The sequence below is a fragment of the Saprospiraceae bacterium genome (assembly GCA_016713025.1).
Lineage (GTDB): Bacteria > Bacteroidota > Bacteroidia > Chitinophagales > Saprospiraceae > OLB9.
The window spans coordinates 3,822,821-3,846,710 of record JADJPZ010000004.1; the positions used below are offsets into that span (position 1 = coordinate 3,822,821).

The following is a 23,890-nucleotide window of genomic DNA, read 5'->3' on the forward strand; positions in this document are numbered from 1 at the left end:
ATTTTGACCCTGACTGTGATTTTTTGACAGTCGTTGCGAATAATTAGGTAAATCAAGTTTCACTTTTAATAATTCGCAAAATGAGAATGACAAAAATTATTTCAATCGTAACACTTTTTCTATTTGTTACAACCGCTTCGGGACAAAGCATCCTGCACGAATATTTCAAGGGAAATAAAGATAGTTTGGTTATAGAGGCAACCAAACTTATCAATATGCCCGAGCCTTCTTTTAAGCCTTCCCAGCAATCGAAAATTGACCCAGAGACCATAAAAGAGATGGGCTTTGAACAGGTTTATAAATCCAACGACTACTACTTCACCGTTAGGGACAAAAGGAAAATATTTGCTTATCTATTGCCTAAAAAATCAGAAAATACAATTGTTCTTATTCACGGTGTGGCAAGTACTGCATATTTGTATAATAAGACAGCAGGATTGTTGCAAGAGGCAACACAAGCGGAGGTTTTTGCAATTGATTTAAGGGGACACGGAAAGTCAGAAGGCAAGGCAGGAGATGTAGACTACATAAATCAGTATGTTGATGATTTGGCAGACATTATTAAAGAAATCCGTAAAGAGAAACCCAATGGGAAAATCATCATTGCAGGACATTCTATGGGTGGTGGCGTTGCCTTGAATTATGCACTGCAGAATAATAAAACAAAAGTTGACGGATATTTATTGTTTGCACCACTTTTGGGGCACAATTCACCCGCTATTCCGCAAACACCACCAACGGAAACAAGTGAGTCGGAACCTTTTATGAAAATTCACTTTACGAGAATAATTGGATTAAAAATGTTCAATGAAATTGGTAATCATTCCCACGACAGTTTGCCTGTATTGTTTTTTAATTTGCCTGAAAATATGCCATTAAGAAAGTACACATATAGAGCAAATATGAGTATGTCACCAGACAACTACAAGCAGGGTTTAAAATCGATAAATGTTCCAATGTTAGTTTTGATTGGCAGAAAAGACGAGGCTTTCAGTGCGGGAGCAATGAAAAATGCTGTAACAGAGTACAGTAAAGCCGAAGTACAAATCATAGAGAACGTTACGCACACCGGTATTAGGCATAACTCACAAGCATTTGAGTTCATAAATAAATGGTTTACGGCACTATGATAAGTAACAATGAACAAAAAAATAAGTTTCATCAAATCATTGAACAACACAAGGGCGTTTTGTTTAAGATTGCCAAAGCCTATTGCCGAAATGATGATGAACGGCAAGACCTTTTACAGGAAATGATGATACAAGTTTGGAAATCGTTGCCTAAGTACAATGACACTTTTGCTATCACGACTTGGTTGTATCGTATTTGTTTAAATGTTTCTATTTCATTTTATAGAAAAAGTGTAACAAGACAGCATATAAATATTCCATTGGTTGAGGAACTTACATCAATCAGAGAGGAAGAAAGTACTGAGAAGCAAGAACAGTTAAGCCTTTTAGAGAAGTTCATTTCTGAACTCAACGAACTTGACAAAGCCCTAATGTTTCTGTACTTAGAAGATAAAAGCCACTCTGAAATATCGGAGATAATGGGGTTAACTGTAAGCAATGTAGGAACAAAATTGGGACGTATCAAGGAGAAACATAAAAAGAAATTTTCACAATTCAATTCATAAAACAATGAACGAAAAGAATTAAAATTACTTTGGCAATCAACTAATGAAAAATTGGAAAGTAGTCTCAAAGTAAACAAAATAAATACTGAAGAAATAACGAGGTTGAAATCCCAAAATGTTCTTGCTTCAATGAAACCAATAAAAATTATGACGCTTATTGTAGGTATCATTTGGGTAATAGGACTTGGAAGTATTCTTGGCAATTTAATAGCCAATCATTTAGGCGAAACAAACCTGTTTTTCTTGCTTTCTGCAACAATACAAGTATTGCTTACTGCGAGGCTGTAAAATATTTTGTGTAAACAAAACTTCAAAGAATTATGGCTGAATCAAATTATCCTCAAAGATAATTAAAATTTCATTATGAGTAATATGCCAGTTATGAATTGGCATTGTCCATTTAACTTGAATTTGCTGAATAGCAAGATATACAGATTTCAAGGCTGCCTGATCATTTGGAAAAAGTGTTTTGGTTTTGGTAAATTTTCTGATGGCTCTGTTGAGGCCTTCAATGGTATTAGTGGTATACATAATTTTACGAATGTTAGTAGGATACTGAAACATGGGAGATAGATTTGACCAGTTTGCTTCCCAACTTTTAATGGCATAGGCATATTTAGACCCCCATTTTGCTTTAAAAGCTTCAAAAGCAATGAGAGCAGTTTCCATATTTAAAGCGGCATAAACAGTTTTTAAATCAGCCAGGAAGGCCCTTCTATCTTTCCATGGGACAAACTTCATAGAGTTTCTGATTTGATGAACGATACAAAGCTGGGATACGGTATCGGGGAAAGCAGTTTGAATGGCCTGAGTGAATCCTGTAAGATTGTCAGTGCATGCAATGAGCATCTTTTTAACGCCCCTGTCTTTGAGCTCATTTAAGACAGAAAGCCAAAACGCGGCAGACTCGTTGGCGCTCATCCAGATGCCCAAAACTTCTTTGATCCCATTGGTTTTCAGTCCTATAACGATATAAATACTCTTGTTGATGATTTTATTATCCTGCCGGATTTTAAAACAAATACAATCCATCCAAACGATGTAATAAGTATTATCCAAAGGTCTGTTTTGCCATTCCTGGATAGCCGGAATCATTTTGTTTGTAATATCTGAAACAAAGGTTTTAGAAACGTCTAAGCCATAAATTTCCTGAATTTGAGCTGTTATGTCATCGGTGCTCATACCTCTGCTGTAAAGAGATGTAATGACAGATTCTACTTTCTCAGTGGTAGTTTGGCCCTTGGGAACAATGATAGGCTCAAATTCACCGTTACGATCCCGTGGAATATCCAACTCTACCTGTCCTTGTGTAGTGCGTATCTTTTTCTTATAAGACCCATTCCGGGAATTACCTGAATTAATCCCATCGGGCGAGTGTTTTGAATAGCCTAAATGATGACTTAGTTCAGCTTTTAAAAGTTCTTGAATGCCATCTTTGTAAAGACCATTCATAACATTGTCAAAATCATTAAGAGACTTGACATCCTGAAGAAATTCAGAGAGATTAAGATTAAATTTGTTACTTTGCATAACTATTAAATTTGTTAGGTTAAAAAATGTGTCTGTACTTGGTCGCACAAACATATTAAAAAATTTTCCATCTGTGGGGGGTACCCCCCACAGATGGAAGCCTAACTCCTTGATACTAGTTTACACAATCTTTCTTACACTCCCCTTACTGCTATTGCCATAGGTGTTTATGTCTATCAATTGGCCCTTATAAACAGCATAGATTTTAGTGAGCCTGTACTGACTATTCAGGAAAAAATATCAAAACTTAAAATATCTACTCTAAATGTAACCCGACTGCTTTTTTTACAACTTCCATTATGGACTACTTTTTATTGGAATGCTAAAATGTTTGTAGCCGAAAATTGGATGTTATGGATAATGCAAGGAATGGTTACCTTATCATTCGCCCTGGTTGCTTTGTGGTTATTTTTCAATATCAAATATGAAAACCGAAACAAAAAATGGTTTCAGTGGATTTTTAGAGGTAAAGAATGGCAGCCTATTCTTCAATCTATGGAGTTGCTAAACCAAATTGACAACTATCAAGAACAAGACGAAGTAAACACCAGCCGCTAACAAGGTATTGCCAAAAGCGGGGCTGAAGGAATTCTTTTGAACTTTTTGTTATATTTGAATACCGAGATGAAAAAAAAACAACAGAATACCACATTCGATAAAGAAAAATATGATTACCCACCAGCAAAACCAGTTCTTTACAGTAGCAAATTAAAGATAAGATGTCAAATCTTTTTAAAATCAACATGAAATAAAATATCCTGCCTATATTTGACATTAAATTAAGCCGAAAGACACCATTGAGAGCCAATTCAATTGAAAGCGTTACCCTTATTCCCTGCACCGGCCTCGTTTATCCCGTTGGAAAGAATTCCTACGGGATGAAACTTGTAAAGTTGATGAAGCCTTTAGAAATATTTGCCAATTCCGGCTTTGGTAGTAAGGCTTTCATCAACTTTCCTTTGTGTTATCTCGGATTAAAAAGAGTCTGTGAGCACATTCTAAAAAAATCATTGCAGGAGTGGCTGAGTGGTGAAGGCAATTGCTATAGTAGCGGTTATTACTAGTTTTAGTAACATTGGTTCGAATCAAATCTCCTGCAATTAATACTTTTGATACTTGAAATATAGTTTTTTATGTCAGGAATAAAAATAATAAGTTGCACTATAGTGAAATATTTTTTATCTTTGCAGTATGGTTAATAAAAAGCATCGGAAGGTAGTTACTTACAAGGATTATTTTAAAGAATTCCTAAGGAAGCAACCAGTCGCTGTAAAGAAGAAAATCATTTGGACTTTAGAATTGATTGAAGACCTTGAACAAGTTCCTGAAACATATTTAAAACATTTAAAAGGAACAGAAGGTCTTTATGAGATTAGAGTTAGCTTTGGAACTAATATCTATAGGATATTTTGTTTCTTCACAGAGAAACAATTGGTTATATTGATTAATTCCTTTCATAAGAAATCTCAAAAGACACCTAAATCCGAAATCATAAAAGCGTTAAAAATAAAAGAAGAATATGAGCAAGAAAATAAATAATGTAGGATCACTTAATGAATTAAAAGAAGAATTCTTTGGTAAAAAAGGCACTAAGAAAAGAGATGAACTTGATGAAGGCTATACCAACTTCAAAATTGGAGTAATGCTTCAAGAAGCAAGATTAAAAAAAGGACTAACTCAACAAGAACTTGCTGACAAGGTGGGAACAACGAAATCCTATATTTCAAAGATTGAAAACTCAGTCAAAGAAGCACGAATTTCGACACTTGAAAAGATTATTGAATTAGGCTTTGGTGGTAAATTAGAACTAAAAATTAAAATGAATTAATAAACCCGAGATAACAACGGCTATGATGATAGATTCGCTATCGCTTCATCCATCACATAGCCTAGCCGTTGAACAAACCCTCCTCACATTGCCCCAAAGGATCAGTGGTACATTACTGATAATGAGCTGAATAAGACTTATTTTTGTGGTATTAATTTATCTCAAAAATCGAAGTTATGATGTCCGAATTAAAGTATGTAAGTGATTACCATGTGGTAGAATTTGAAGAGTTTATGATACTCAAAAACTTCTCCAAACGCACCATCAAAACGTATGTCCAGATTGTGAAACAGTTTATCAATTGGTGGGAAAAACATCATCTCAATGTGCCGATGAGCGATGATGTAGTGCGTAAATATCTATTGCACCGATTTGATACTGGCAAAGACTGGCAGACGGTCAATTCCGACTACTCAGCGATCCAAAAATGGTTTAAAAATGTGCTCATGCTCTCGTGGAGTCTGACAAAACTGCCACGTGCCCGCAAGGAAAAGAAACTACCTTCCATCCTATCCAAAGAAGATGTAGTCAAAATTATCGAAGCGGCTGCTACTTTCAAACAGCAAGTGTTACTGACCTTTGTTTATGTCACAGGTGCACGACTTAGTGAAACCACCCATGTGAAGATCGAGGACATCGACTCTCATCGTATGCAGGTGCGCATCAATCAAGGTTCAGCCCGTTGGATAGTCATTCTACGGGCTAAAGGCAATAAAGACCGATTTATCATGCTTCCGCAGATACTTATAGATTTACTTAGGGATTATTACCGCAGAGAAAAACCGGAAATATACCTCTTCAATGCCAAGGTAAAAGCCCAATATTACAATCCACGTTCTGTTCAGTTGGCCATGCAGCAGGCAAAAAAGAAGGCCAAAGTCACCAAAAAAGGGTCAATACATACCCTTCGCAACTGTTATGCTACACACCATCTCGAAGGTGGCACGGATTTGGTCTTCTTACAGGAACAGATGGGGCACAAAAACCTGCGAACCACCATCCGCTACATAGGCCTATGTGTGGAACGCCACCGCTACATCAAACATCCGATCGACAACCTGCCCATAAAGTACAGGTAAGAAATAGTATCGGTGACTTGTTTCGAGACTATGGGGAGCAATATATCGAGATATACAAGCCATCACACCAACAGATCAAACTCATACGTGCCATCAGGGTCTGCAAGACACCTGCACTCGGTGCTACCGTCATCCATTGCAATGACTGTGGTCATAAACATTACATTTATCACAGTTGCGGGCATAGTCATTGTATGATATGTCAGAGTATTAAGCGGGAACAATGGGTGGATAAACTCCGGAGCAATTTACTCAAAATACCTTATGTTCACACCATATTCACCCTGCCACATCAACTTAATAATCTTGCGCGCAATAATGAATCCGTCATCTATTCCCTGATCATGAAAGTAGCATGGATGACCATCAAAAACATAGGGTCCAAATCGGGTTACACTCCGGGCATGACATCTATTCTTCATACATTCGGGTCTGATATGAAGTACCATATCCATGTCCATGCCCTTGTGACTTTTGGAGGTCTGAGCGATGACGGAGCATGGATTTACCCCAAGGATAAACATAAGATCGACAAGTATAGAAGCATCTGTGCAAGCTACAAAGCCATATTTATCAAGGAGCTCAGATCTCTTCATAAATCAGGCAAAATCACTTATCACAATGATTTTGAAGTACTCATCACTGATGTGGAAAAAATCCGTTGGGTTGTTCACTCCACACGCCCGACGATGGATACCAAAATCATCGAAGATTATCTCGCAAAATATATAAACCCCGTAGGAAATTTTCCAAGGGGGTAAACCGTGTCGCCGTATCCAACAAACGACTCGACTACATCAAAGATTCCGAAAAAGTCATCCTCCTACACAATGATTATAAAAATCAGCAGGTAGGTCAAGTAGCTCCCAAAGTATACAAAATCATGGATCCTCTTGTAGCCATCGACCATAACTTGTGCAGCTTTGCGGCATCCTACAGCATGTCCTCCCGCCATACTTTCAGAAATCCCGATCTTATGGCATCCACAATCATTCATCCAAACTCAAAACCACTATCCCTGATGCCGTAAAACGAAATGGTCAAACCATCCGCACAGTATTTGAAATCATCACAGAACTGATGAAACTACATCCATACAAATGTGAAAAGTGTGGGTCTGATCATCATTGCATAGAAAAAATAAAACCTGATAAATCATGGATATTAACCTATATCAATAGCCCGACTCCCAGACCACCACCACAATTCAATTCATTACAAAAACCAATACCGAGATGAAAAAAATACAACAGAATACCACATTCGATAAAGAAAAATATGATTGCCCACCAGCAAAACCAGTTCGGTACAGTAGCAAATTAAAGATAAGATGTCAAATCTTTTTAAAATCAACATGAAATAAAATATCCTGCCTATATTTGACATTAAATTAAGCCGAAAGACACCATTGAGAGCCCATTCAATAAAAAGCGTTACCCTTATTCCCAACACCGGCCTCGTTTATCCCGTTGGAAAGAATTCCTACGGGATGAAACTTGTAAAGTTGATGAAGCCTTTAGAAATATTTGCCAATTCCGGCTTTGGTAGTAAGGCTTTCATCAACTTTCCTTTGTGTTTGAAATAAAATATCCTGCCTATATTTGACATTAAATTAAGCCGAAAGACACCATTGAGAGCCAATTCAATTGAAAGCGTTACCCTTATTCCCAGAACCGGCTTCGTTCAACTTGTAAAGTTGATGAAGCCTTTAGAAATATTTGCCAATTCCGGCTTTGGTAGTAAGGCTTTCATCAACTTTCCTTTGTGTTGAACAAAACGACAGACATAATAACAATAAACTCGATTGGACAAATTCCTTCAATTGAAACGATATTATCTATTCCAAGGGAACGGACAATAAAGCTCGTTTTTGAAAAAACTATTCAAAGTAAGAGAGAAGAAATCGGACAGAAATTAAAAAAGGAATTGCTTAACTTTCAAGTATCAATACACACAATTGAACCAGAAATAAACATTAAAAAACTTATTACGGACAAAGAAATTGAAGACAATCAAGATTTTTTTGAACAATGTGCAAAAGACTACCGAAAATTGGGAGAAGAATTGCTAAATAAGTTGGTTAACAAGCTTGACTTGAACTTAAACAAAGACTTCCCAATGCAGACTTTTAACGAACTTAAAAGAGACGGAAGGTCAAATGGAAAAGTTGAAGGATGGAATTATTATGTTCACGGTTTCCATTGTGGCTTTGTAAACATTAAAACTAAACAAGAAATAGAAGTTCCACTTGTATTTGGTCAAGAATTTGGAGATTTAGACCCTTACTTTTTCTCAAAGTTCATTAAATCGACACCGAAATATAAACCTTTACCAGTTGAAATTTTTGAAGATTATGCAGACGGAGTAAGAATAAACGAGAAAATGCTTTCACTTGGTAAGTTTGAAACAATTAGTTCAAATGTTGGCAATCATTATGGTATTGTAGTTGCAGACAGACAAAAAGTAGAAATTATATCATATTTGGACTTGGAGAAAATGTACCAAGAACAAAACAAACAATCTGAAAAACCTAAATTTAACTTTTGGAAATTAATAGGACTGAAAAAATAAAAAACGAACGCACAACAGGGGTTTGCCAAAATGGGGGCAGAAGTGGTAAATTGAACATTTGTACTTCTATTGAACATTTGTACTAAATTGAACATTGGTGCTTCGAAATCCCCCACTTCGGCAAGGTGTGCTGTGAATGATAAATCAGTTGTATTGATTTATCAATGCTCTACAAAAGATGATGGTAGGTCCATCGGTGTCGCTGTGTAAGCGGAGGCATCAAACCGCCTCTCGGTGCATGGATAGTAATTGAAATGTGTTGAACGGAAAGAGGAAAAGGCTCACTAGATGGGTCAGGTAAGAATAAGAGAGATGAATGAAAATGAATCTGTGATGAAGTAGTGAGAGGGTGGCTACAATTTGTCAAAAGCTCGTATTCTTTGGCTGCGAGTGAAAAGTCATAGCGAGAACTTACTTATTGGCTATGGGGCAAACGCTATTGAGCAGACATGAATCTTATTCAGGCTTTTGTAGGGAACTCAGGAAGTCCATATGAAATGCAAAGCGAACGGCACAAGTGGGAAGACCCCATGAGGCTTATAATAGCAATGTTTATATGGATGGCGGATACAGCTGTAGTAATGATGAAGTGCTTGTAATGAGCATGGAGTGAAGGGCTGTAGTTATACGGTTTTAAGTAGTTAAACAACTTTAGTAAAACAAAGGATGACAGAATTATTTGAGACAAGATCAAAACCTATTCCGATTACCAAAGAGATGGTAAGGGATGCCTATCGGCATGTTAGGAGTAACAAAGGAAGTGCAGGAGTGGACGAAGAGGATCTTCAAAAGTTTGAGGAAAATCTTTTACCAAATTTGTACAAACTATGGAACAGACTTTCAAGTGGTAGCTACTTTCCCAAGCCAGTAAAAGAAGTAATCATACCCAAGTCAGGAGGTGGAGAGAGAAAGCTGGGCATACCTACAGTTACAGATAGGATAGCACAGCAAGTAGTCAAGGCTTTTATAGAGCCACGATTAGAATCGGAGTTTATGGCCAATTCATATGGGTATCGACCTCACAAGAACGCACACCAAGCGATAGAGCAAGTACGACAAAACACTAGGCAATACGCATGGGTCGTGGACATGGATATCAGCAAATTTTTCGATGAAGTAGATCATGAATTATTGATGAAATCCGTTGAGCGACATGTGTCAGAAAAGTGGGTAAAGATGTGCATTAGAAGATGGCTAGAGACACCGATCTCAACCAAAGATGGACTAGTTGCAAAAACAGGATGTGGAACACCACAAGGTGGAGTGATTAGTCCATTGCTAGCGAATTTGTTTTTGCATTATGTACTAGACAAATGGATAGAGAAAACATTTCCTACGGTAGCATTTGTACGCTACGCAGATGATGTGATTGTGCACTGTATCAGTGAGCAACAGAGCCATTATGTACTAGAAGGGTGTGTATAACAAATTGCACAAAAATAAAAAAAGTATTAAATTTGCCACACCTGAGTATTATTAACCAATAAAAAACGAAACGATGGACACTAAAGATCAAATCTTAGAATCCATCCTGAGAAGTGTTAGAACCGAAGTTAGTTCATTTTTTAGATCAAGAATCGGGAATTAAATGCCCAATTGAGTATGAGTTAAAGCTCATAGAAGTAAGTAGGAATTTTGCTAGAACGTTGCTGGATAAATCACAAGGTAAAATTCCAAAGAGTAGAAACTCAAAAAAAAAGTAATCACCTATTTTGGTAAATTAGACTTGAAGAAGGATCACGTTCTGTGTAGCGGCACCAAAAAGTTTGCCATTACGCGATACTTACAGGTGCTGCTTTGTTTATTGGGGCAAAGTAAGGTATTTGAAGAAGCTAGTGAAATGCTTGAGAAGCTTGTAGGGCTTAAAATCAGCGGCATGCAAATACAAAGAGTAAGTGAGTATTACGGAGATCAATTAGATCCTGCCATCGATCGCAATATCGAGAGTTGTATCCCTAAGTTAGAAGATGTTAAAAAAGAAGATGCTGTATATGTAATGGCAGATGGAAGTATGCTACTTACACGGGATGAAAAATGGAAAGAGGTAAAACTTGCTAGAATATTCACGCACAATAACATATTGAAAGTAAGTGATAAAAGGTCAGAAATTAGAAATTCGGTGTATGTAAGTCACATGGGGGGGAGTAAGCGTATTTTTACCAAAATTAGAACGTCATTTAATAGGATATCAAAATAAGGTTATAATCGGAGATGGAGCTAAATGGATATGGAACTGGGCGGAAGACAATTATCCGGCAGCGACGCAAATACTAGACTTTTTTCATGCCAAAGAAAAATTAGTACTCTTAATAAAATTATTTTTAAAAGAGCAAGAACGGCAAAATTGGATCGACATTCAATGTAAACTTTTGATGGAAGATAAGGTACATCAAGTGATAGAGAATATAAAAAGGCTGAGGTGTAAAAGCGAAGAATCAAAAGAAATAAAAGAAAAAACGCTCCATTATTATGAGGAACATGAAGAAAGGATGTTTTATAAAACATATAGGGACAGAGGTTTACTAATAGGTTCAGGCCCAATAGAAGCAGCCCATAGGAGTGTATTACAATCACGAATGAAACTCTCGGGACAAAAATGGAGTATAAAGGGTGTAAATGCGATAGCCAACTTGAGATGCTTATACAAGAGCAACTCATGGCATATTCTTGAAAAATTTGTTAATGCGGCCGCTTAGTGCAATTTGTTATACACACCTAGAAGGCATAAAGCGAAGATTAGCAGCATGTAAATTGCGACTAAACGATGGGAAGACCAAAATAGTCTATTGTCACAACTACAAACGAGCTATCAGAAAAGACTATCCCAAGAAATTTGATTTTCTAGGATATAGTTTCAAACCCATGAGCAAACCATCCACAAAAGGCGGAATGTTTCTAGGATTTGATTGCGAGATGAGTATGAAAGCACGAAGTAAGATAATTGAACAATGGAAGGAGATGGATTTTCACCGAGATAGTTCGCTAACATTACACAAGCTAGCAGCGATGCTCAACGTTAAGACGAAAGGCGTAATAAGCTACTATGGCAAATATAATATTTGGTGCATAGAAAAATTGTTACGACATTTGGACTATCGTATAGCGAAATGGGTTAAGAATAAGTATAAGCGGATGAAAGAAAGTTATCAAAGAGCATTTGATTGGTTAAGAGAGATAAAAGCCTCGTACCCCAATCTATTTTATCATTGGCAATTTTCAAAAATCTGAATAGATTTGTATAACAAGAGCCGTATGAAGCGAGAGTTTCACGTACGGTTCTGTGAGAGGCTTTGGCTGAAATGCCTTTGTCTACTTGACCCCGAAACATTATGGCTCATGAAAGAAAGAAACGACCTAACTTCGTTAAAGAAAATTTCCTTGTATATCAAGATTTTCAACACATTGGTGAATATGTGATCTGTCAATCCAAAAATGAGCTGTAACTTTTGACGATTTTTTAACCATCAAAAGTTCAAACACCATAAATCTATCAGAACTTCCATCCGGAATCCTTATCTTTGTGGTCGGAGACCAGAGATATAGAGTCTTGAAGGAGTAAATGGAGTTACCAAAATATCAAATAAGTACTAACGAAGATCAAACCGTTTTCAAGTTTGTAAGTGATGGCCCGAATGGCAAAATCACTAAAATTGTATTATATCAACCTATGAACGAACCTGATTTATATAATCTTGCTTTAGGAGATTTGGATTCTAAAACAGGAGAAATAGATTTTGACATTAGGACAAACAACGGAGATAGAGACATGATTTTAGCAACAATTACTGAAACAGTTTATGCATTTTTATACAGTAGGACAACTTACTCAATACATTTTAAGGGAAGCGACCCTGTAAGGACAAGATTATATCAAATGGCCATTTCTAATTATTTTGATAAACTTTCAGAAGATTTTGAGATTCAAGGGAAACTTAAAAATGAACTATTGCGTTTTAAAAAAGGAGTTAATTTTGATGCATTTATCATTCAATTAAAAAATAAATAAATGAAAGTAGCGGAACTTGCAAAAAGAGATTTCAAAAGAAATCCATTAATGGTAGTTGACAAAAGTTTAGATAAATTTAAGGATTATAAAATTCCTCAAATCAAGATCGATTCAGCAAATGAAATCTCGAAAATGGAAAGCTATAAATCTTTAAGGAAGGAAAGAATCACGAAACCATAACACAGTATTGAACGACATTTTTGCTATCGCAAAAAACGTCGTCAATACAAAACGTTGGTGGCTCATGAATGGAAGAAACGACCATCCTGATAAATACAATTCTTGTAAAGGACAAATCTTTCAAAATTTCCCAATGGAAATCCTTATCTTTGTGGTTAGAGACCAGAGATTTTAGTACGTAGGATTTGATATAATCCCAATAAATCTTCACTTTTGATATTTTGAATCCAACGTACTTAAGGTTTTGAAGAAGTAAATGGCACTTTTTGTCTATTTTTGTTGTTTCTTTATCAAATAAAAGTCAAATATGATAAGTACAGAACTTAAAAACCAAGTCAAAGAACGTATTGATCAAGTTAATGATGCATATTTACTTGAAGAAATCCTTAATTTGATTGAATTCGAAACATCAACCGATGAAATTTTTATAATTCCAATAGAACATCAAAAAGAATTGGATATTAGTATTGAACAAATGAAAAATGGTCAAACAATATCCAATGAACTTATAGATATAAAAGTTCAACAATGGCTCTCAAAATAGTTTGGACAGAAAATGCTGAAACACATTTAGAAGCTATTCTTAGTTATTGGAGTGAAAGAAAAGGATCTAGTTTATATTCACAGAAGCTTTATAATATGTTTCAAAAAGAGCTTGATGTTTTAACAAGATACCCAGAAGCAGGAGCAAAAACCACTAACGATTTGATACGAAAAAGACTGTAAGAGACTACTTTGTATATTATAATTTTGATGACTAAGTGCTAACAGTATTGGGACTTGTTGATATGAGAAGAAATCCAAAATTCATAAAAACATTTGAAAAATTAAGAATCACGAAGCCATAATCGAGTAGACGGCCCCACCAGCCGAAGCTGATGGGGAGCGCCTCTCACACCACCGTACGTACGGGTCTCGTATACGGCGGTTCGCAAATCATCAACCAAATAGCTCTTTTCACCTATTCGGCCTATCCATTATTTTAAGAATAGGCTAAGAATTTCTTTCCTATTCGAATTTCTTGGAGACTTACGTTCAGTCCTTCCCCAATGTGAGACCTACCAAGGTATGGAATTACCAGCCCAGGCTCAGTTCTATGGGTACTATGACCTCTGCTGACTTCTCTGATACTTCAATCAATGAACTCAACCTACCCACCCGTTCCGGTTCCTTCCCTTCGATGCCACAAAAGGGCATCGACCCTGCGGGATCGGTCAGTCATCTCGGTAAGGCAAATATCTTTCAGTCAATCGCTGCCGAATCTACTCATCAGGTATCAGAACTTCGGGCGTTAGTGTGTCAACCCATCCGCTTTCGCGGTTCCTTCCCTTGAAGCACTTCAGTACTTCACCCTTCGGGATCGGTCAGTCATCTAACCCAACCTGACCAGCCTCTTATCCGGTTCCTATATCCCTACTCTTTGCTCTCGCAAGCCACCCAGAGTACCGACTTTTGCAGTCCTGCTTACTTCAGTGCATAGATCACTCTAAACCATCCGCCGCGGCGGACAGCTTGCTAATACTTCCGGGCGTTACACCAGCGTATGAGAGACTTTCAACCCGTTGGATATTTATCCTACGGGCTTTCACTCTCAAGATAAACTGTTTCTTTAAACAGTTTGTACTTCTCATTACTGAGTTGTACATTTGCCATTCAAGGCACACACACAGGCTACCATGTACATGATGACTCCTATCGTCGTCACGTCAGGTAGCCAAAACGTTAGTAGCCATTTTAGGACAGACCGCACCGAAACCAAATACCGACATTTGACGAATGAATGACAACGAAACAAAACGACTTTCACGACTGACTGCAATTCTGACCCAGTTGCAAACGAAACGACTTTTGACAGCGACAACTCTTGCAGAGAAATTCAATGTAAGCATCAGAACAATTTATCGTGACATAAGAGCTTTGGAACAAGCAGGTGTTCCCATCATTACAGAAGACGGAAAAGGCTATACATTAATGGACGGCTATAAAATTCCACCTGTAATGTTTACTGAAAGCCAAGCAAATGCTTTAATTCTTGCCGAACAATTGGTTTTGAAAAACAAAGACACTTCATTTATAAAAGACTATTCAGAAGCAATTGACAAAATAAAAGCAGTTTTAAGACAAACCGACAAGGACAAAGCAAATTTACTTGCCGACAGAACTCGTTTTGAACAAAACATAAACAGAGATAGAAATAGCAACATTATCTCTGAATTACAACAAGCACTCACAAACTTTCATTTAATCAATATTAACTATACAAATGAACAAAATGAAACAACAAGTCGGATAGTTGAGCCATTTGCTTTGATTAGTACAACAGAAAATTGGTTACTTATTGCTTGGTGTCGTTTGCGAAAAGAATTTCGATATTTCCGTTTAGACAGAATCTCTAAAATGCTAGTTCTTACTGAGAAATTGAGCCACATAAAATGACTTTACAAGAATATTTTGACAAATTTTACTAATCCGTTTTGACCCCTGACATAAGGCTGTCATAAGCCCATTTTACTTTTGCAAAGTCAATAATGACAAACATTTTAAAATCGATAAAAATGCAAAAGACAACATTCGACCCTTGGGCTTGGGGTAAAAACACAAATTCAGTACAAGCCATAGAAGTAAAGCAAGCAGAAGGAACACTTTACTGTTCAGGACAAGTAGCCATTGACGCAAACGGAGTTCCAAGTGATGCAGATATGAGAAGTCAACTCATTCAAACCATCGCAAATTTGGAGCAACTAATTGGCGAGTCAGGTTATGAGTGCAAAAATATTGTACGACTAAATGTTTACACAACAGACACAAACGAGTTCTTTACAACTTGTATGGATGTTTATGTACCATTTCTTATGAAACACGGAATTCAGCAAGCTACCACTCTTCTCGAAGTAAAAGGACTTTTTGCAACTTTGACCATAGAGTTGGAAGCTACGGTTGTAAAGTAACAATGACCGAAAAAGGAATTTTTTATCCGACAAGTCAAGCAGATTGGCGACAATGGTTAGAAGAAAATCATTTGTCCGAGCAATCTGTTTGGCTTGTTTTTTATGCTAAATCATCAGAGAAGCCCTCTATCTCTTGGAGTGTAGCAGTTGATGAAGCATTATGCTTTGGTTGGATAGACAGCAAGAAAATCAAAATTGACGAAGAAAAATCTCATCAATTTTTCAGCAAACGAAAACCGCAAAGCACTTGGTCAAAAATCAACAAAGAGAAAGTTCAAAACCTTATCACAAAAGGATTAATGACACAAGCAGGCTTGAACAGTATTGAAGTAGCCAAACAAAACGGTTCTTGGACAATTCTTGACGAAGTTGAAGAACTCATAATCCCCAAAGACTTAGAAAAAGCATTTAAAAAACATCAAGGTTCAAAAGACTACTTTCAAAGTTTAAGTAAGACGATTAGAAAAACAATGCTGACATCTCTTGTTCTTGCCAAACGGCCCGAAACCCGACAAAAACGCATTGACGAAATTGCTGAACTTGCAGGACAGAACAAGAAAACCAAGCAATACTGACGAAAGAAAAACGGCTACTAACACAGGTTTGGCAAAAGTGGCGGTGCAGTGCTTCGTATGACAGTTTTTCGTAAATTTGAACATTGGTGCTTCGAAATCCCCCACTTCGGCAAGGTGTGCTGTGAATGATAAATCAGTTGTATTGATTTATCAATGCTCTACAAAAGATGATGGTAGGTCCATCGGTGTCGCTGTGTAAGCGGAGGCATCAAACCGCCTCTCGGTGCATGGATAGTAATTGAAATGTGTTGAACGGAAAGAGGAAAAGGCTCACTAGATGGGTCAGGTAAGAATAAGAGAGATGAATGAAAATGAATCTGTGATGAAGTAGTGAGAGGGTGGCTACAATTTGTCAAAAGCTCGTATTCTTTGGCTGCGAGTGAAAAGTCATAGCGAGAACTTACTTATTGGCTATGGGGCAAACGCTATTGAGCAGACATGAATCTTATTTCAGGCTTTTGTAGGGAACTCAGGAAGTCCATATGAAATGCAAAGCGAACGGCACAAGTGGGAAGACCCCATGAGGCTTATAATAGCAATGTTTATATGGATGGCGGATACAGCTGTAGTAGTGATGAAGTGCTTGTAATGAGCATGGAGTGAAGGGCTGTAGTTATACGGTTTTAAGTAGTTAAACAACTTTAGTAAAACAAAGGATGACAGAATTATTTGAGACAAGATCAAAACCTATTCCGATTACCAAAGAGATGGTAAGGGATGCCTATCGGCATGTTAGGAGTAACAAAGGAAGTGCAGGAGTGGACGAAGAGGATCTTCAAAAGTTTGAGGAAAATCTTTTACCAAATTTGTACAAACTATGGAACAGACTTTCAAGTGGTAGCTACTTTCCCAAGCCAGTAAAAGAAGTAATCATACCCAAGTCAGGAGGTGGAGAGAGAAAGCTGGGCATACCTACAGTTACAGATAGGATAGCACAGCAAGTAGTCAAGGCTTTTATAGAGCCACGATTAGAATCGGAGTTTATGGCCAATTCATATGGGTATCGACCTCACAAGAACGCACACCAAGCGATAGAGCAAGTACGACAAAACACTAGGCAATACGCATGGGTCGTGGACATGGATATCAGCAAATTTTTCGATGAAGTAGATCATGAATTATTGATGAAAGCCGTTGAGCGACATGTGTCAGAAAAGTGGGTAAAGATGTACATTAGAAGATGGCTAGAGACACCGATCTCGACCAAAGAAGGACTAGTTGCAAAAACAGGATGTGGAACACCACAAGGAGGAGTGATTAGTCCGTTGCTAGCGAATTTGTTTTTGCATTATGTACTAGACAAATGGATAGAGAAAACATTTCCTACGGTAGCATTTGTACGCTACGCAGATGATGTGATTGTGCACTGTATCAGTGAGCAACAGAGCCATTATGTACTAGAAGGCATAAAGCGAAGATTAGCAGCATGTAAATTGCGACTAAACGATGGGAAGACCAAAATAGTCTATTGTCACAACTACAAACGAGCTATCAGAAAAGACTATCCCAAGAAATTTGATTTTCTAGGATATAGTTTCAAACCCATGAGCAAACCATCCACAAAAGGCGGAATGTTTCTAGGATTTGATTGCGAGATGAGTATGAAAGCACGAAGTAGGATAATTGAACAATGGAAGGAGATGGATTTTCACCGAGATAGTTCGCTAACATTACACAAGCTAGCAGCGATGCTCAACGTTAAGACGAAAATGTCTTGCCCTCAATTAAATGCGAACACAAAAAAAGTTTAAATTTTTTTAAATCACTAATTTTGTGTTATGGAAAACAAGAAAAAAGAAAGAATGAGTACCAATAAAAAGACTGAATTGGTACTGCAATTATTGCGAGGTGAGTCACTGGATGAACTTTGTAGAATCCATCATGTATCTGCCAGTCAATTGAGTGAGTGGCGTGATATCTTTGTCAGCAAAGGTAAAGAAGGTTTCCGTAAGAGCTCGGACGATCATCGTCTGCGTGAAGCCCAAGCGATCATTGGTCGCCAAGCCATAGAGCTTGACCTGTATAAAAAAAGATGGTATTGATTCGTCAGATAAAAGAAAAATAGTTTCCATGCTAATCAATACAGAACCAAAACCAAATATTAGATTGGCTCTTAAGGTCAGTGACCTAAGCGTAGGAGCTTGGTATGACAGGCGGTCATTGAAGACAGATAAATGTAAGCCAGGGCCAAAATCTGTGTACTCAGACGTTGAAGTGCTTCAAGCCTTAAGGAAGTATATAGCCGAGCCTATTTTTTATTTAGAAGGCTATAAGAAACTCAAGGTTAGGCTCAAAGAAGAATATGGCATCGATGTGGGTAAGGAAAGGCTAAGAAGGATCATGACAGAAAATGAGCTTCTGTGTCATCAAAAAAACAGATCACACCCACTCAGGTATCATCACGACGGTAAGATCATCACGGATTGTCCCAATCAAATCTGGGGCATGGACATCAAAGAATTTCATACTTGTATAGGAAAAATTTACTTATTTGATATCTCGGATCATTTCAATAGCGAAATTAAAGGATGGTACGTAAACACAACATCCAATGCAAATGATGCGATGCAAGCTCTCAGAAACGCTGTAAGAGCCGAGTTTGGCAATGTGGCCAAAGATGTGTGTAAAGGTACAAATCTAAAGCTCAGAGTGGATCATGGCACTCAATTTGATTCCAAAGCTTTTGAAGATGAATTGAATTTTTAAGCATTTTAAAAAGTTCTGCCTTTGTAAGAAGCCCACAAAGCAACGGGGTTATTGAAAGATTCCACAGAACGCTCAAAGAACAATTAACCTTAATCAATACATTTAAAAATATAGACGAAATACATCAAAATATTCATACATTTGTTGCCAAATATAACCAGAAGTGGCTATTGCATAGATTGAAACTTCAATCTCCACTGAAATATAAAGAGGGGAATCCATCGGGTAATACTGAACCAGAGGGAGTCCGTCATTGAGTCGCAGACTCAAAAAAAGATAGTCAGGCCTGAGCTATCTACCTTCGGTACAAAACGTCACCGTCGGTCGTCCGTCATCACAAAGGTATGTAGTCTTTTTTGAATTACAAAACCTTGTTCTGTTAGTAGGCCTTAATGAGTGTTCAGTTAATTAGGGGCAAAACAAAAGGCGTAATAAGCTACTATGGCAAATATAATATTTGGTGCATAGAAAAATTGTTACGACATTTGGACTATCGTATAGCGAAATGGGTTAAGAATAAGTATAAGCGGATGAAAGAAAGTTATCAAAGAGCATTTGATTGGTTAAGAGAGATAAAAGTCTCGTACCCCAATCTATTTTATCATTGGCAATTTTCAAAAATCTGAATAGATTTGTATAACAAGAGCCGTATGAAGCGAGAGTTTCACGTACGGTTCTGTGAGAGGCTTTGGCTGTGATGCTCTTGCCTACTCGACCCCGAAACCGTTGAACAAACCCTCCTCACATTGCCCCAAAGGATCAGTGGTACATTACTGATAATGAGCTGAATAAGTTTTATTTTTGTGGTATTAATTTATCTCAAAAATCGAAGTTATGATGTCCGAATTAAAGTATGTAAGTGATTACCATGTGGTAGAATTTGAAGAGTTTATGATACTCAAAAATTTCTCCAAACGCACCATCAAAACGTATGTCCAGATTGTGAAACAGTTTATCAATTGGTGGGAAAAACATCATCTCAATGTGCCGATGAGCGATGATGTAGTGCGTAAATATCTATTGCACCGATTTGATACTGGCAAAGACTGGCAGACGGTCAATTCCGACTACTCAGCGATCCAAAAATGGTTTAAAAATGTGCTCATGCTCTCGTGGAGTCTGACAAAACTGCCACGTGCCCGCAAGGAAAAGAAATTGCCATCGATACTGTCCAAAGAAGATGTAGTCAAAATTATCGAAGCGGCTGCTACTTTCAAACAGCAAGTGTTACTGACCTTTGTTTATGTCACAGGTGCACGACTTAGTGAAACCACCCATGTGAAGATCGATGACATCGACTCTCATCGTATGCAGGTACGCATCAATCAAGGTTCAGCCCGTTGGATAGTCATTCTACGGGCTAAAGGCAATAAAGACCGATTTATCATGCTTCCGCAGATACTTATAGATTTGCTTAGGGATTATTACAGGAGAGAAAAACCGGAAGTCTATCTCTTTAATGCCAAGGTGAAAGCCCAAGCCTACAATCCACGTTCTGTTCAGTTGGCCATGCAGCAGGCAAAAAAGAAGGCCAAAGTCACCAAAAAAGGGTCAATACATACCCTTCGCAACTGTTATGCTACACACCATCTCGAAGGTGGCACGGATTTGGTCTTCTTACAGGAACAGATGGGGCACAAAAACCTGCGAACCACCATCCGCTACATAGGCCTATGTGTGGAACGCCACCGCTACATCAAACATCCGATCGACAACCTGCCCATAAAGTACAGGTAAGAAATAGTATCGGTGACTTGTTTCGAGACTATGGGGAGCAATATATCGAGATATACAAGCCATCACACGAGCAGATCAAACTTATACGTGCCATCAGGGTCTGCAAGACACCAGCACTTGGCGGTACTATCATCCGCTGCAATGACTGTGGCCATAAACATTACATTTATCACAGTTGTGGCCATAGTCATTGTATGATTTGTCAAAGCATCAAGCGAGAACAGTGGGTGGATAAACTACGGAACAAATTGCTCAAAATACCTTATGTTCACACCATATTCACCCTGCCACATCAACTTAATAATCTTGCACGCAATAATGAATCCGTCATCTATTCCCTGATCATGAAAGTAGCATGGATGACCATCAAAAACATAGGGTCCAAATCGGGTTATACACCCGGCATGACATCTATTCTTCATACATTCGGGTCTGACATGAAGTACCATATCCATGTCCATGCCCTTGTGACTTTTGGAGGTCTGAGCGATGACGGAGCATGGATTTACCCCAAGGATAAACACAAACTCGATAAGTATAGAAGCATCTGTGCAAGCTATAAAGCTATCTTTATCAAAGAACTCAGAACTCTTCACAAATCAGGTAAAATCAATTATCACAATGATTTTGAAGCACTCATATCAGAAGTAGAAAAAATCCGTTGGGTTGTTCACTCCACACGCCCGACGATGGATACCAAAATCATCGAAGATTATCTCGCAAAATATATAAACCCCGTAGGAAATTTTCCAACGGGGTAAACCGTGTCGCCGTATCCAACAAACGACTCGACTACATCAAAGATTCCGAAAAAGTCATCCTCCTACACAATGATTATAAAAATCAGCAGGTAGGTCAAGTAGCTCCCAAAGTATACAAAATCATGGATCCTCTTGTAGCCATCGACCATAACTTGTGCAGCTTTGCGGCATCCTACAGCATGTCCTCCCGCCATACTTTCAGAAATCCCGATCTTATGGCATCCACAATCATTCATCCAAACTCAAAACCACCATCCCTGATGCCGTAAAACGCAATGGTCAAACCATTCGCACAGTATTTGAAATCATCACAGAACTGATGAAACTACATCCATACAAATGTGAAAAGTGTGGGTCTGATCATCATTGCATAGAAAAAATAAAACCTGATAAATCATGGATATTAACCTATATCAATAGCCCGACTCCCAGACCACCACCACAATTCAATTCATTACAAAAACCAATACCGAGATGAAAAAAATACAACAGAATACCACATTCGATAAAGAAAAATATGATTGCCCACCAGCAAAACCAGTTCGGTACAGTAGCAAATTAAAGATAAGATGTCAAATCTCTTTAAAATCACCCTGAAATAAAATATCCTGCCTATATTTGACATTAAATTAAGCCGAAAGACACCATTGAGAGCCAATTCAATTGAAAGCGTTACCCTTATTACCAGAACCGGCTTCGTTTATCCCGTTGGAAAGAATTCCTACGGGATGAAACTTGTAAAGTTGATGAAGCCTTTAGAAATATTTGCCAATTCCGCCTTTGGTAGTAAGGCTTTCATCAACTTTCCTTTGTGTTCTACTCCACCAGAGAAAAAAATAGTTGCCAAATATAGAAACTTTGCTTATCTTTGCTGAAAATTTAGTTTGAAGAATTTTGAAACCATATTTTTGGAAGCGGCTAAGGAGTTTATTGCCAGTCTCGATAAGAAATCGGCAAGTAAAGTCTTTTATAATATAGATTTAGCTGAGCAAACCAACGATACAAAGATTTTCAAAAAACTTGTGGGTGAAATTTGGGAGTTCAGAGGTAAATATTCAGGAAACCAACATAGATTATTAGCCTTTTGGGATAAGTCAAAAAACAGAAATACATTGGTAATTGCAACACATGGCTTTATAAAAAAGACAAGTAAAGTGCCAAAGAATAAAATTCAAAAGGCTGAAAAAATCAGAAGTGAGTATTTTGCATCAAAAAAATAGATTAAAAATGGCAAATAAAGAAATGAAGACATATACCCTAGCAGAAATGAAGGATATGTACATTGGCAAACAGGGTACAAAAGATAGAGACGAATATGAGTATGAACTTAGGATGGATATCATTGGCAAAATGATCAAACAAGCACGTCAAGACCGAAACTTAACGCAAGAACAATTAGGTGAACTAATCGGTGTTCAAAAGTCACAAATTTCAAAACTTGAAAGCAGTGCAAACAGTGCAACAATAGATACTATAATCAAAGTTTTCAAAGCATTGAAGGCTGAAATAAACTTTCGGGTAAAACTTGAAAATGAATTTGTACAATTAGTTTAAAATGAAAGGCGAGAGTAGAACAACGGCTATGATGATAGATTCGCTATCGCTTCATCCATCACATAGCCTAGACGTTAGCTCGGATTAAAAAAGATTACAAAAATTTGAAAATGTTCCACAATTAGTTAACCTTGGATCATGGAACAAATTCGAAAATTGATCTTCTTTAAAACTTACTTCTTTGATTTTTACGAGAATCAGGAACAGAAAGTAAAAAGAGAAGATGGATTTTGGTCTTTTCCTGTTACAATATGTCAAACAAGTTCCTAGCAAACATATAGGCTCAACACAAGAAAAGAATTTGTTTTATTTAAGAGTTAAACAAGGATCAAATATATACAGAATATTTTTTTGTTTTGATGAAGATAAAATTGTAGTTATAATGAATGGATTTACAAAGAAAACACAAAAGACACCAACAAAAGAAATAAACAAAGCAATTACAATTAAAAAACAATATTTTAATGAAAAATAGCAAACAGATTACAACATTCGAAGAACATTTAACAAGGCAATACGGACAAATTGGCTCTGAGAAGAGAACGGAATTTGAATCCAAAGCAAAGTCATTTGTAATAGGTGAACTTTTAAAAGAAGAACGCCTTGAAGCAAATTTAACACAAGAAGAATTGGCTGATAAAATTGGAGCGAAAAAGAGTTATATATCCAGAGTTGAAAATGGAAAGACTGACATTCAAATATCGACACTTTTTAGACTTTTTGAATTTGGACTTGGCAAACGAATAAACATAATAATTGAATAACCCCGAGATAACAAC

At 37.3% G+C, this 23,890-nt stretch carries 31 protein-coding genes, 1 tRNA gene and 2 pseudogenes; 33 read left to right on the forward strand and 1 reads right to left on the reverse strand.

The window, feature by feature from the left end:
• The first annotated feature begins 80 nt into the window (after positions 1 to 80).
• From IPK35_22540 to IPK35_22550, 3 genes are all read left to right on the forward strand, one after another.
• The gene (locus IPK35_22540) at positions 81 to 1,130 is read left to right on the forward strand and encodes an alpha/beta fold hydrolase (GenBank protein ID MBK8055968.1); all 1,050 of its coding nucleotides are present in this window, start codon (positions 81 to 83) and stop codon (positions 1,128 to 1,130) included.
• A complete protein-coding gene (locus tag IPK35_22545; GenBank protein MBK8055969.1) occupies positions 1,127 to 1,636 on the forward strand; it encodes a sigma-70 family RNA polymerase sigma factor in 510 nt (169 codons plus the stop codon). The genes IPK35_22540 and IPK35_22545 overlap by 4 nt, the downstream gene beginning before the upstream one ends.
• Positions 1,637 to 1,765: 129 nt before the next feature.
• Positions 1,766 to 1,924 (forward strand): hypothetical protein, encoded by a 159-nt coding sequence (locus IPK35_22550; GenBank protein MBK8055970.1) that lies wholly within the window; start codon positions 1,766 to 1,768, stop codon positions 1,922 to 1,924.
• Between the two features lie 30 nt (positions 1,925 to 1,954).
• Here IPK35_22550 and IPK35_22555 read toward each other — a convergent pair whose 3' ends face one another.
• Positions 1,955 to 3,166, reverse strand: a complete 1,212-nt coding sequence (locus IPK35_22555) for an IS256 family transposase (GenBank protein ID MBK8055971.1) — start codon at positions 3,164 to 3,166, stop codon at positions 1,955 to 1,957.
• A 180-nt stretch (positions 3,167 to 3,346) separates the two neighbouring features.
• Here IPK35_22555 and IPK35_22560 point away from each other — a divergent pair, with 180 nt between their 5' ends.
• The 30 genes and pseudogenes from IPK35_22560 to IPK35_22705 all read left to right on the forward strand — a co-directional run bounded on the left by IPK35_22560 (position 3,347) and on the right by IPK35_22705 (position 23,875).
• Positions 3,347 to 3,724, forward strand: a complete 378-nt coding sequence (locus IPK35_22560; GenBank protein ID MBK8055972.1) for a hypothetical protein — start codon at positions 3,347 to 3,349, stop codon at positions 3,722 to 3,724.
• Positions 3,725 to 4,178: 454 nt separating this feature from the next.
• Positions 4,179 to 4,265, forward strand: a tRNA-Leu gene (locus IPK35_22565).
• Positions 4,266 to 4,357: 92 nt separating this feature from the next.
• On the forward strand, positions 4,358 to 4,705 hold the full coding sequence (locus tag IPK35_22570; GenBank protein MBK8055973.1) for a type II toxin-antitoxin system RelE/ParE family toxin: 348 nt from the start codon (positions 4,358 to 4,360) through the stop codon (positions 4,703 to 4,705).
• Entirely contained in the window at positions 4,686 to 4,994 is a 309-nt protein-coding gene (locus IPK35_22575) for a helix-turn-helix transcriptional regulator (GenBank protein MBK8055974.1), read from the forward strand. The genes IPK35_22570 and IPK35_22575 overlap by 20 nt, the downstream gene beginning before the upstream one ends.
• Before the next feature lie 176 nt (positions 4,995 to 5,170).
• A complete protein-coding gene (locus IPK35_22580; protein ID MBK8055975.1) occupies positions 5,171 to 6,073 on the forward strand; it encodes a tyrosine-type recombinase/integrase in 903 nt (300 codons plus the stop codon).
• A gap of 17 nt (positions 6,074 to 6,090) precedes the next feature.
• Complete coding sequence (locus tag IPK35_22585; protein MBK8055976.1) at positions 6,091 to 6,834, forward strand: transposase zinc-binding domain-containing protein; 744 nt, start codon at positions 6,091 to 6,093, stop codon at positions 6,832 to 6,834.
• A gap of 154 nt (positions 6,835 to 6,988) precedes the next feature.
• A complete protein-coding gene (locus IPK35_22590; protein MBK8055977.1) occupies positions 6,989 to 7,312 on the forward strand; it encodes a hypothetical protein in 324 nt (107 codons plus the stop codon).
• 528 nt (positions 7,313 to 7,840) lie between these two features.
• Entirely contained in the window at positions 7,841 to 8,644 is an 804-nt protein-coding gene (locus IPK35_22595; protein ID MBK8055978.1) for a hypothetical protein, read from the forward strand.
• Between the two features lie 666 nt (positions 8,645 to 9,310).
• Complete coding sequence (gene ltrA, locus IPK35_22600) at positions 9,311 to 10,069, forward strand: group II intron reverse transcriptase/maturase (GenBank protein MBK8055979.1); 759 nt, start codon at positions 9,311 to 9,313, stop codon at positions 10,067 to 10,069.
• Positions 10,070 to 10,370: 301 nt separating this feature from the next.
• Positions 10,371 to 10,841, forward strand: coding sequence for a hypothetical protein (locus tag IPK35_22605; protein ID MBK8055980.1), 471 nt, complete (start codon positions 10,371 to 10,373; stop codon positions 10,839 to 10,841).
• A 175-nt stretch (positions 10,842 to 11,016) separates the two neighbouring features.
• Positions 11,017 to 11,340, forward strand: coding sequence for a hypothetical protein (locus IPK35_22610; GenBank protein ID MBK8055981.1), 324 nt, complete (start codon positions 11,017 to 11,019; stop codon positions 11,338 to 11,340).
• Positions 11,327 to 11,872, forward strand: coding sequence for a hypothetical protein (locus IPK35_22615; GenBank protein ID MBK8055982.1), 546 nt, complete (start codon positions 11,327 to 11,329; stop codon positions 11,870 to 11,872). Before IPK35_22610 ends, IPK35_22615 begins: the two co-directional genes overlap by 14 nt.
• 331 nt (positions 11,873 to 12,203) lie before the next feature.
• On the forward strand, positions 12,204 to 12,650 hold the full coding sequence (locus IPK35_22620) for a hypothetical protein (protein MBK8055983.1): 447 nt from the start codon (positions 12,204 to 12,206) through the stop codon (positions 12,648 to 12,650).
• Complete coding sequence (locus IPK35_22625; protein ID MBK8055984.1) at positions 12,651 to 12,830, forward strand: hypothetical protein; 180 nt, start codon at positions 12,651 to 12,653, stop codon at positions 12,828 to 12,830.
• 307 nt (positions 12,831 to 13,137) lie between these two features.
• On the forward strand, positions 13,138 to 13,374 hold the full coding sequence (locus tag IPK35_22630; GenBank protein MBK8055985.1) for a hypothetical protein: 237 nt from the start codon (positions 13,138 to 13,140) through the stop codon (positions 13,372 to 13,374).
• Positions 13,359 to 13,556, forward strand: coding sequence for a hypothetical protein (locus tag IPK35_22635; protein ID MBK8055986.1), 198 nt, complete (start codon positions 13,359 to 13,361; stop codon positions 13,554 to 13,556). Before IPK35_22630 ends, IPK35_22635 begins: the two co-directional genes overlap by 16 nt.
• Positions 13,557 to 14,606: 1,050 nt before the next feature.
• Positions 14,607 to 15,298: pseudogene (locus IPK35_22640) on the forward strand (YafY family transcriptional regulator).
• 87 nt (positions 15,299 to 15,385) lie between these two features.
• Positions 15,386 to 15,778 carry a RidA family protein gene (locus IPK35_22645; GenBank protein ID MBK8055987.1) on the forward strand — a complete coding sequence of 131 codons (393 nt, stop codon included), beginning with the start codon at positions 15,386 to 15,388 and terminating at the stop codon, positions 15,776 to 15,778.
• A 2-nt stretch (positions 15,779 to 15,780) separates the two neighbouring features.
• Positions 15,781 to 16,353 carry a YdeI/OmpD-associated family protein gene (locus IPK35_22650; GenBank protein ID MBK8055988.1) on the forward strand — a complete coding sequence of 191 codons (573 nt, stop codon included), beginning with the start codon at positions 15,781 to 15,783 and terminating at the stop codon, positions 16,351 to 16,353.
• 656 nt (positions 16,354 to 17,009) lie between these two features.
• Positions 17,010 to 18,104: a group II intron reverse transcriptase/maturase gene (gene ltrA / locus IPK35_22655; protein ID MBK8055989.1), complete on the forward strand. Its 1,095-nt coding sequence runs from the start codon at positions 17,010 to 17,012 to the stop codon at positions 18,102 to 18,104.
• Between the two features lie 27 nt (positions 18,105 to 18,131).
• A complete protein-coding gene (locus IPK35_22660) occupies positions 18,132 to 18,395 on the forward strand; it encodes a helix-turn-helix domain-containing protein (GenBank protein ID MBK8055990.1) in 264 nt (87 codons plus the stop codon).
• On the forward strand, positions 18,367 to 19,059 hold the full coding sequence (locus tag IPK35_22665; GenBank protein ID MBK8055991.1) for a DDE-type integrase/transposase/recombinase: 693 nt from the start codon (positions 18,367 to 18,369) through the stop codon (positions 19,057 to 19,059). The genes IPK35_22660 and IPK35_22665 overlap by 29 nt, the downstream gene beginning before the upstream one ends.
• Positions 19,047 to 19,316, forward strand: coding sequence for a transposase (locus tag IPK35_22670; GenBank protein ID MBK8055992.1), 270 nt, complete (start codon positions 19,047 to 19,049; stop codon positions 19,314 to 19,316). Before IPK35_22665 ends, IPK35_22670 begins: the two co-directional genes overlap by 13 nt.
• A 577-nt stretch (positions 19,317 to 19,893) precedes the next feature.
• On the forward strand, positions 19,894 to 20,796 hold the full coding sequence (locus tag IPK35_22675) for a tyrosine-type recombinase/integrase (protein MBK8055993.1): 903 nt from the start codon (positions 19,894 to 19,896) through the stop codon (positions 20,794 to 20,796).
• Positions 20,797 to 20,813: 17 nt separating this feature from the next.
• Entirely contained in the window at positions 20,814 to 21,557 is a 744-nt protein-coding gene (locus tag IPK35_22680; GenBank protein ID MBK8055994.1) for a transposase zinc-binding domain-containing protein, read from the forward strand.
• Between the two features lie 154 nt (positions 21,558 to 21,711).
• Positions 21,712 to 22,035, forward strand: a complete 324-nt coding sequence (locus tag IPK35_22685; protein ID MBK8055995.1) for a hypothetical protein — start codon at positions 21,712 to 21,714, stop codon at positions 22,033 to 22,035.
• A gap of 406 nt (positions 22,036 to 22,441) precedes the next feature.
• Entirely contained in the window at positions 22,442 to 22,777 is a 336-nt protein-coding gene (locus IPK35_22690) for a type II toxin-antitoxin system RelE/ParE family toxin (GenBank protein ID MBK8055996.1), read from the forward strand.
• A gap of 7 nt (positions 22,778 to 22,784) precedes the next feature.
• Complete coding sequence (locus tag IPK35_22695; GenBank protein MBK8055997.1) at positions 22,785 to 23,111, forward strand: helix-turn-helix transcriptional regulator; 327 nt, start codon at positions 22,785 to 22,787, stop codon at positions 23,109 to 23,111.
• A 138-nt stretch (positions 23,112 to 23,249) separates the two neighbouring features.
• Positions 23,250 to 23,586 (forward strand): annotated as a pseudogene (locus tag IPK35_22700) (type II toxin-antitoxin system RelE/ParE family toxin).
• Positions 23,576 to 23,875: a helix-turn-helix transcriptional regulator gene (locus IPK35_22705; protein ID MBK8055998.1), complete on the forward strand. Its 300-nt coding sequence runs from the start codon at positions 23,576 to 23,578 to the stop codon at positions 23,873 to 23,875. The pseudogene IPK35_22700 and the gene IPK35_22705 overlap by 11 nt, the downstream one beginning before the upstream one ends.
• Positions 23,876 to 23,890: the final 15 nt, after the last annotated feature.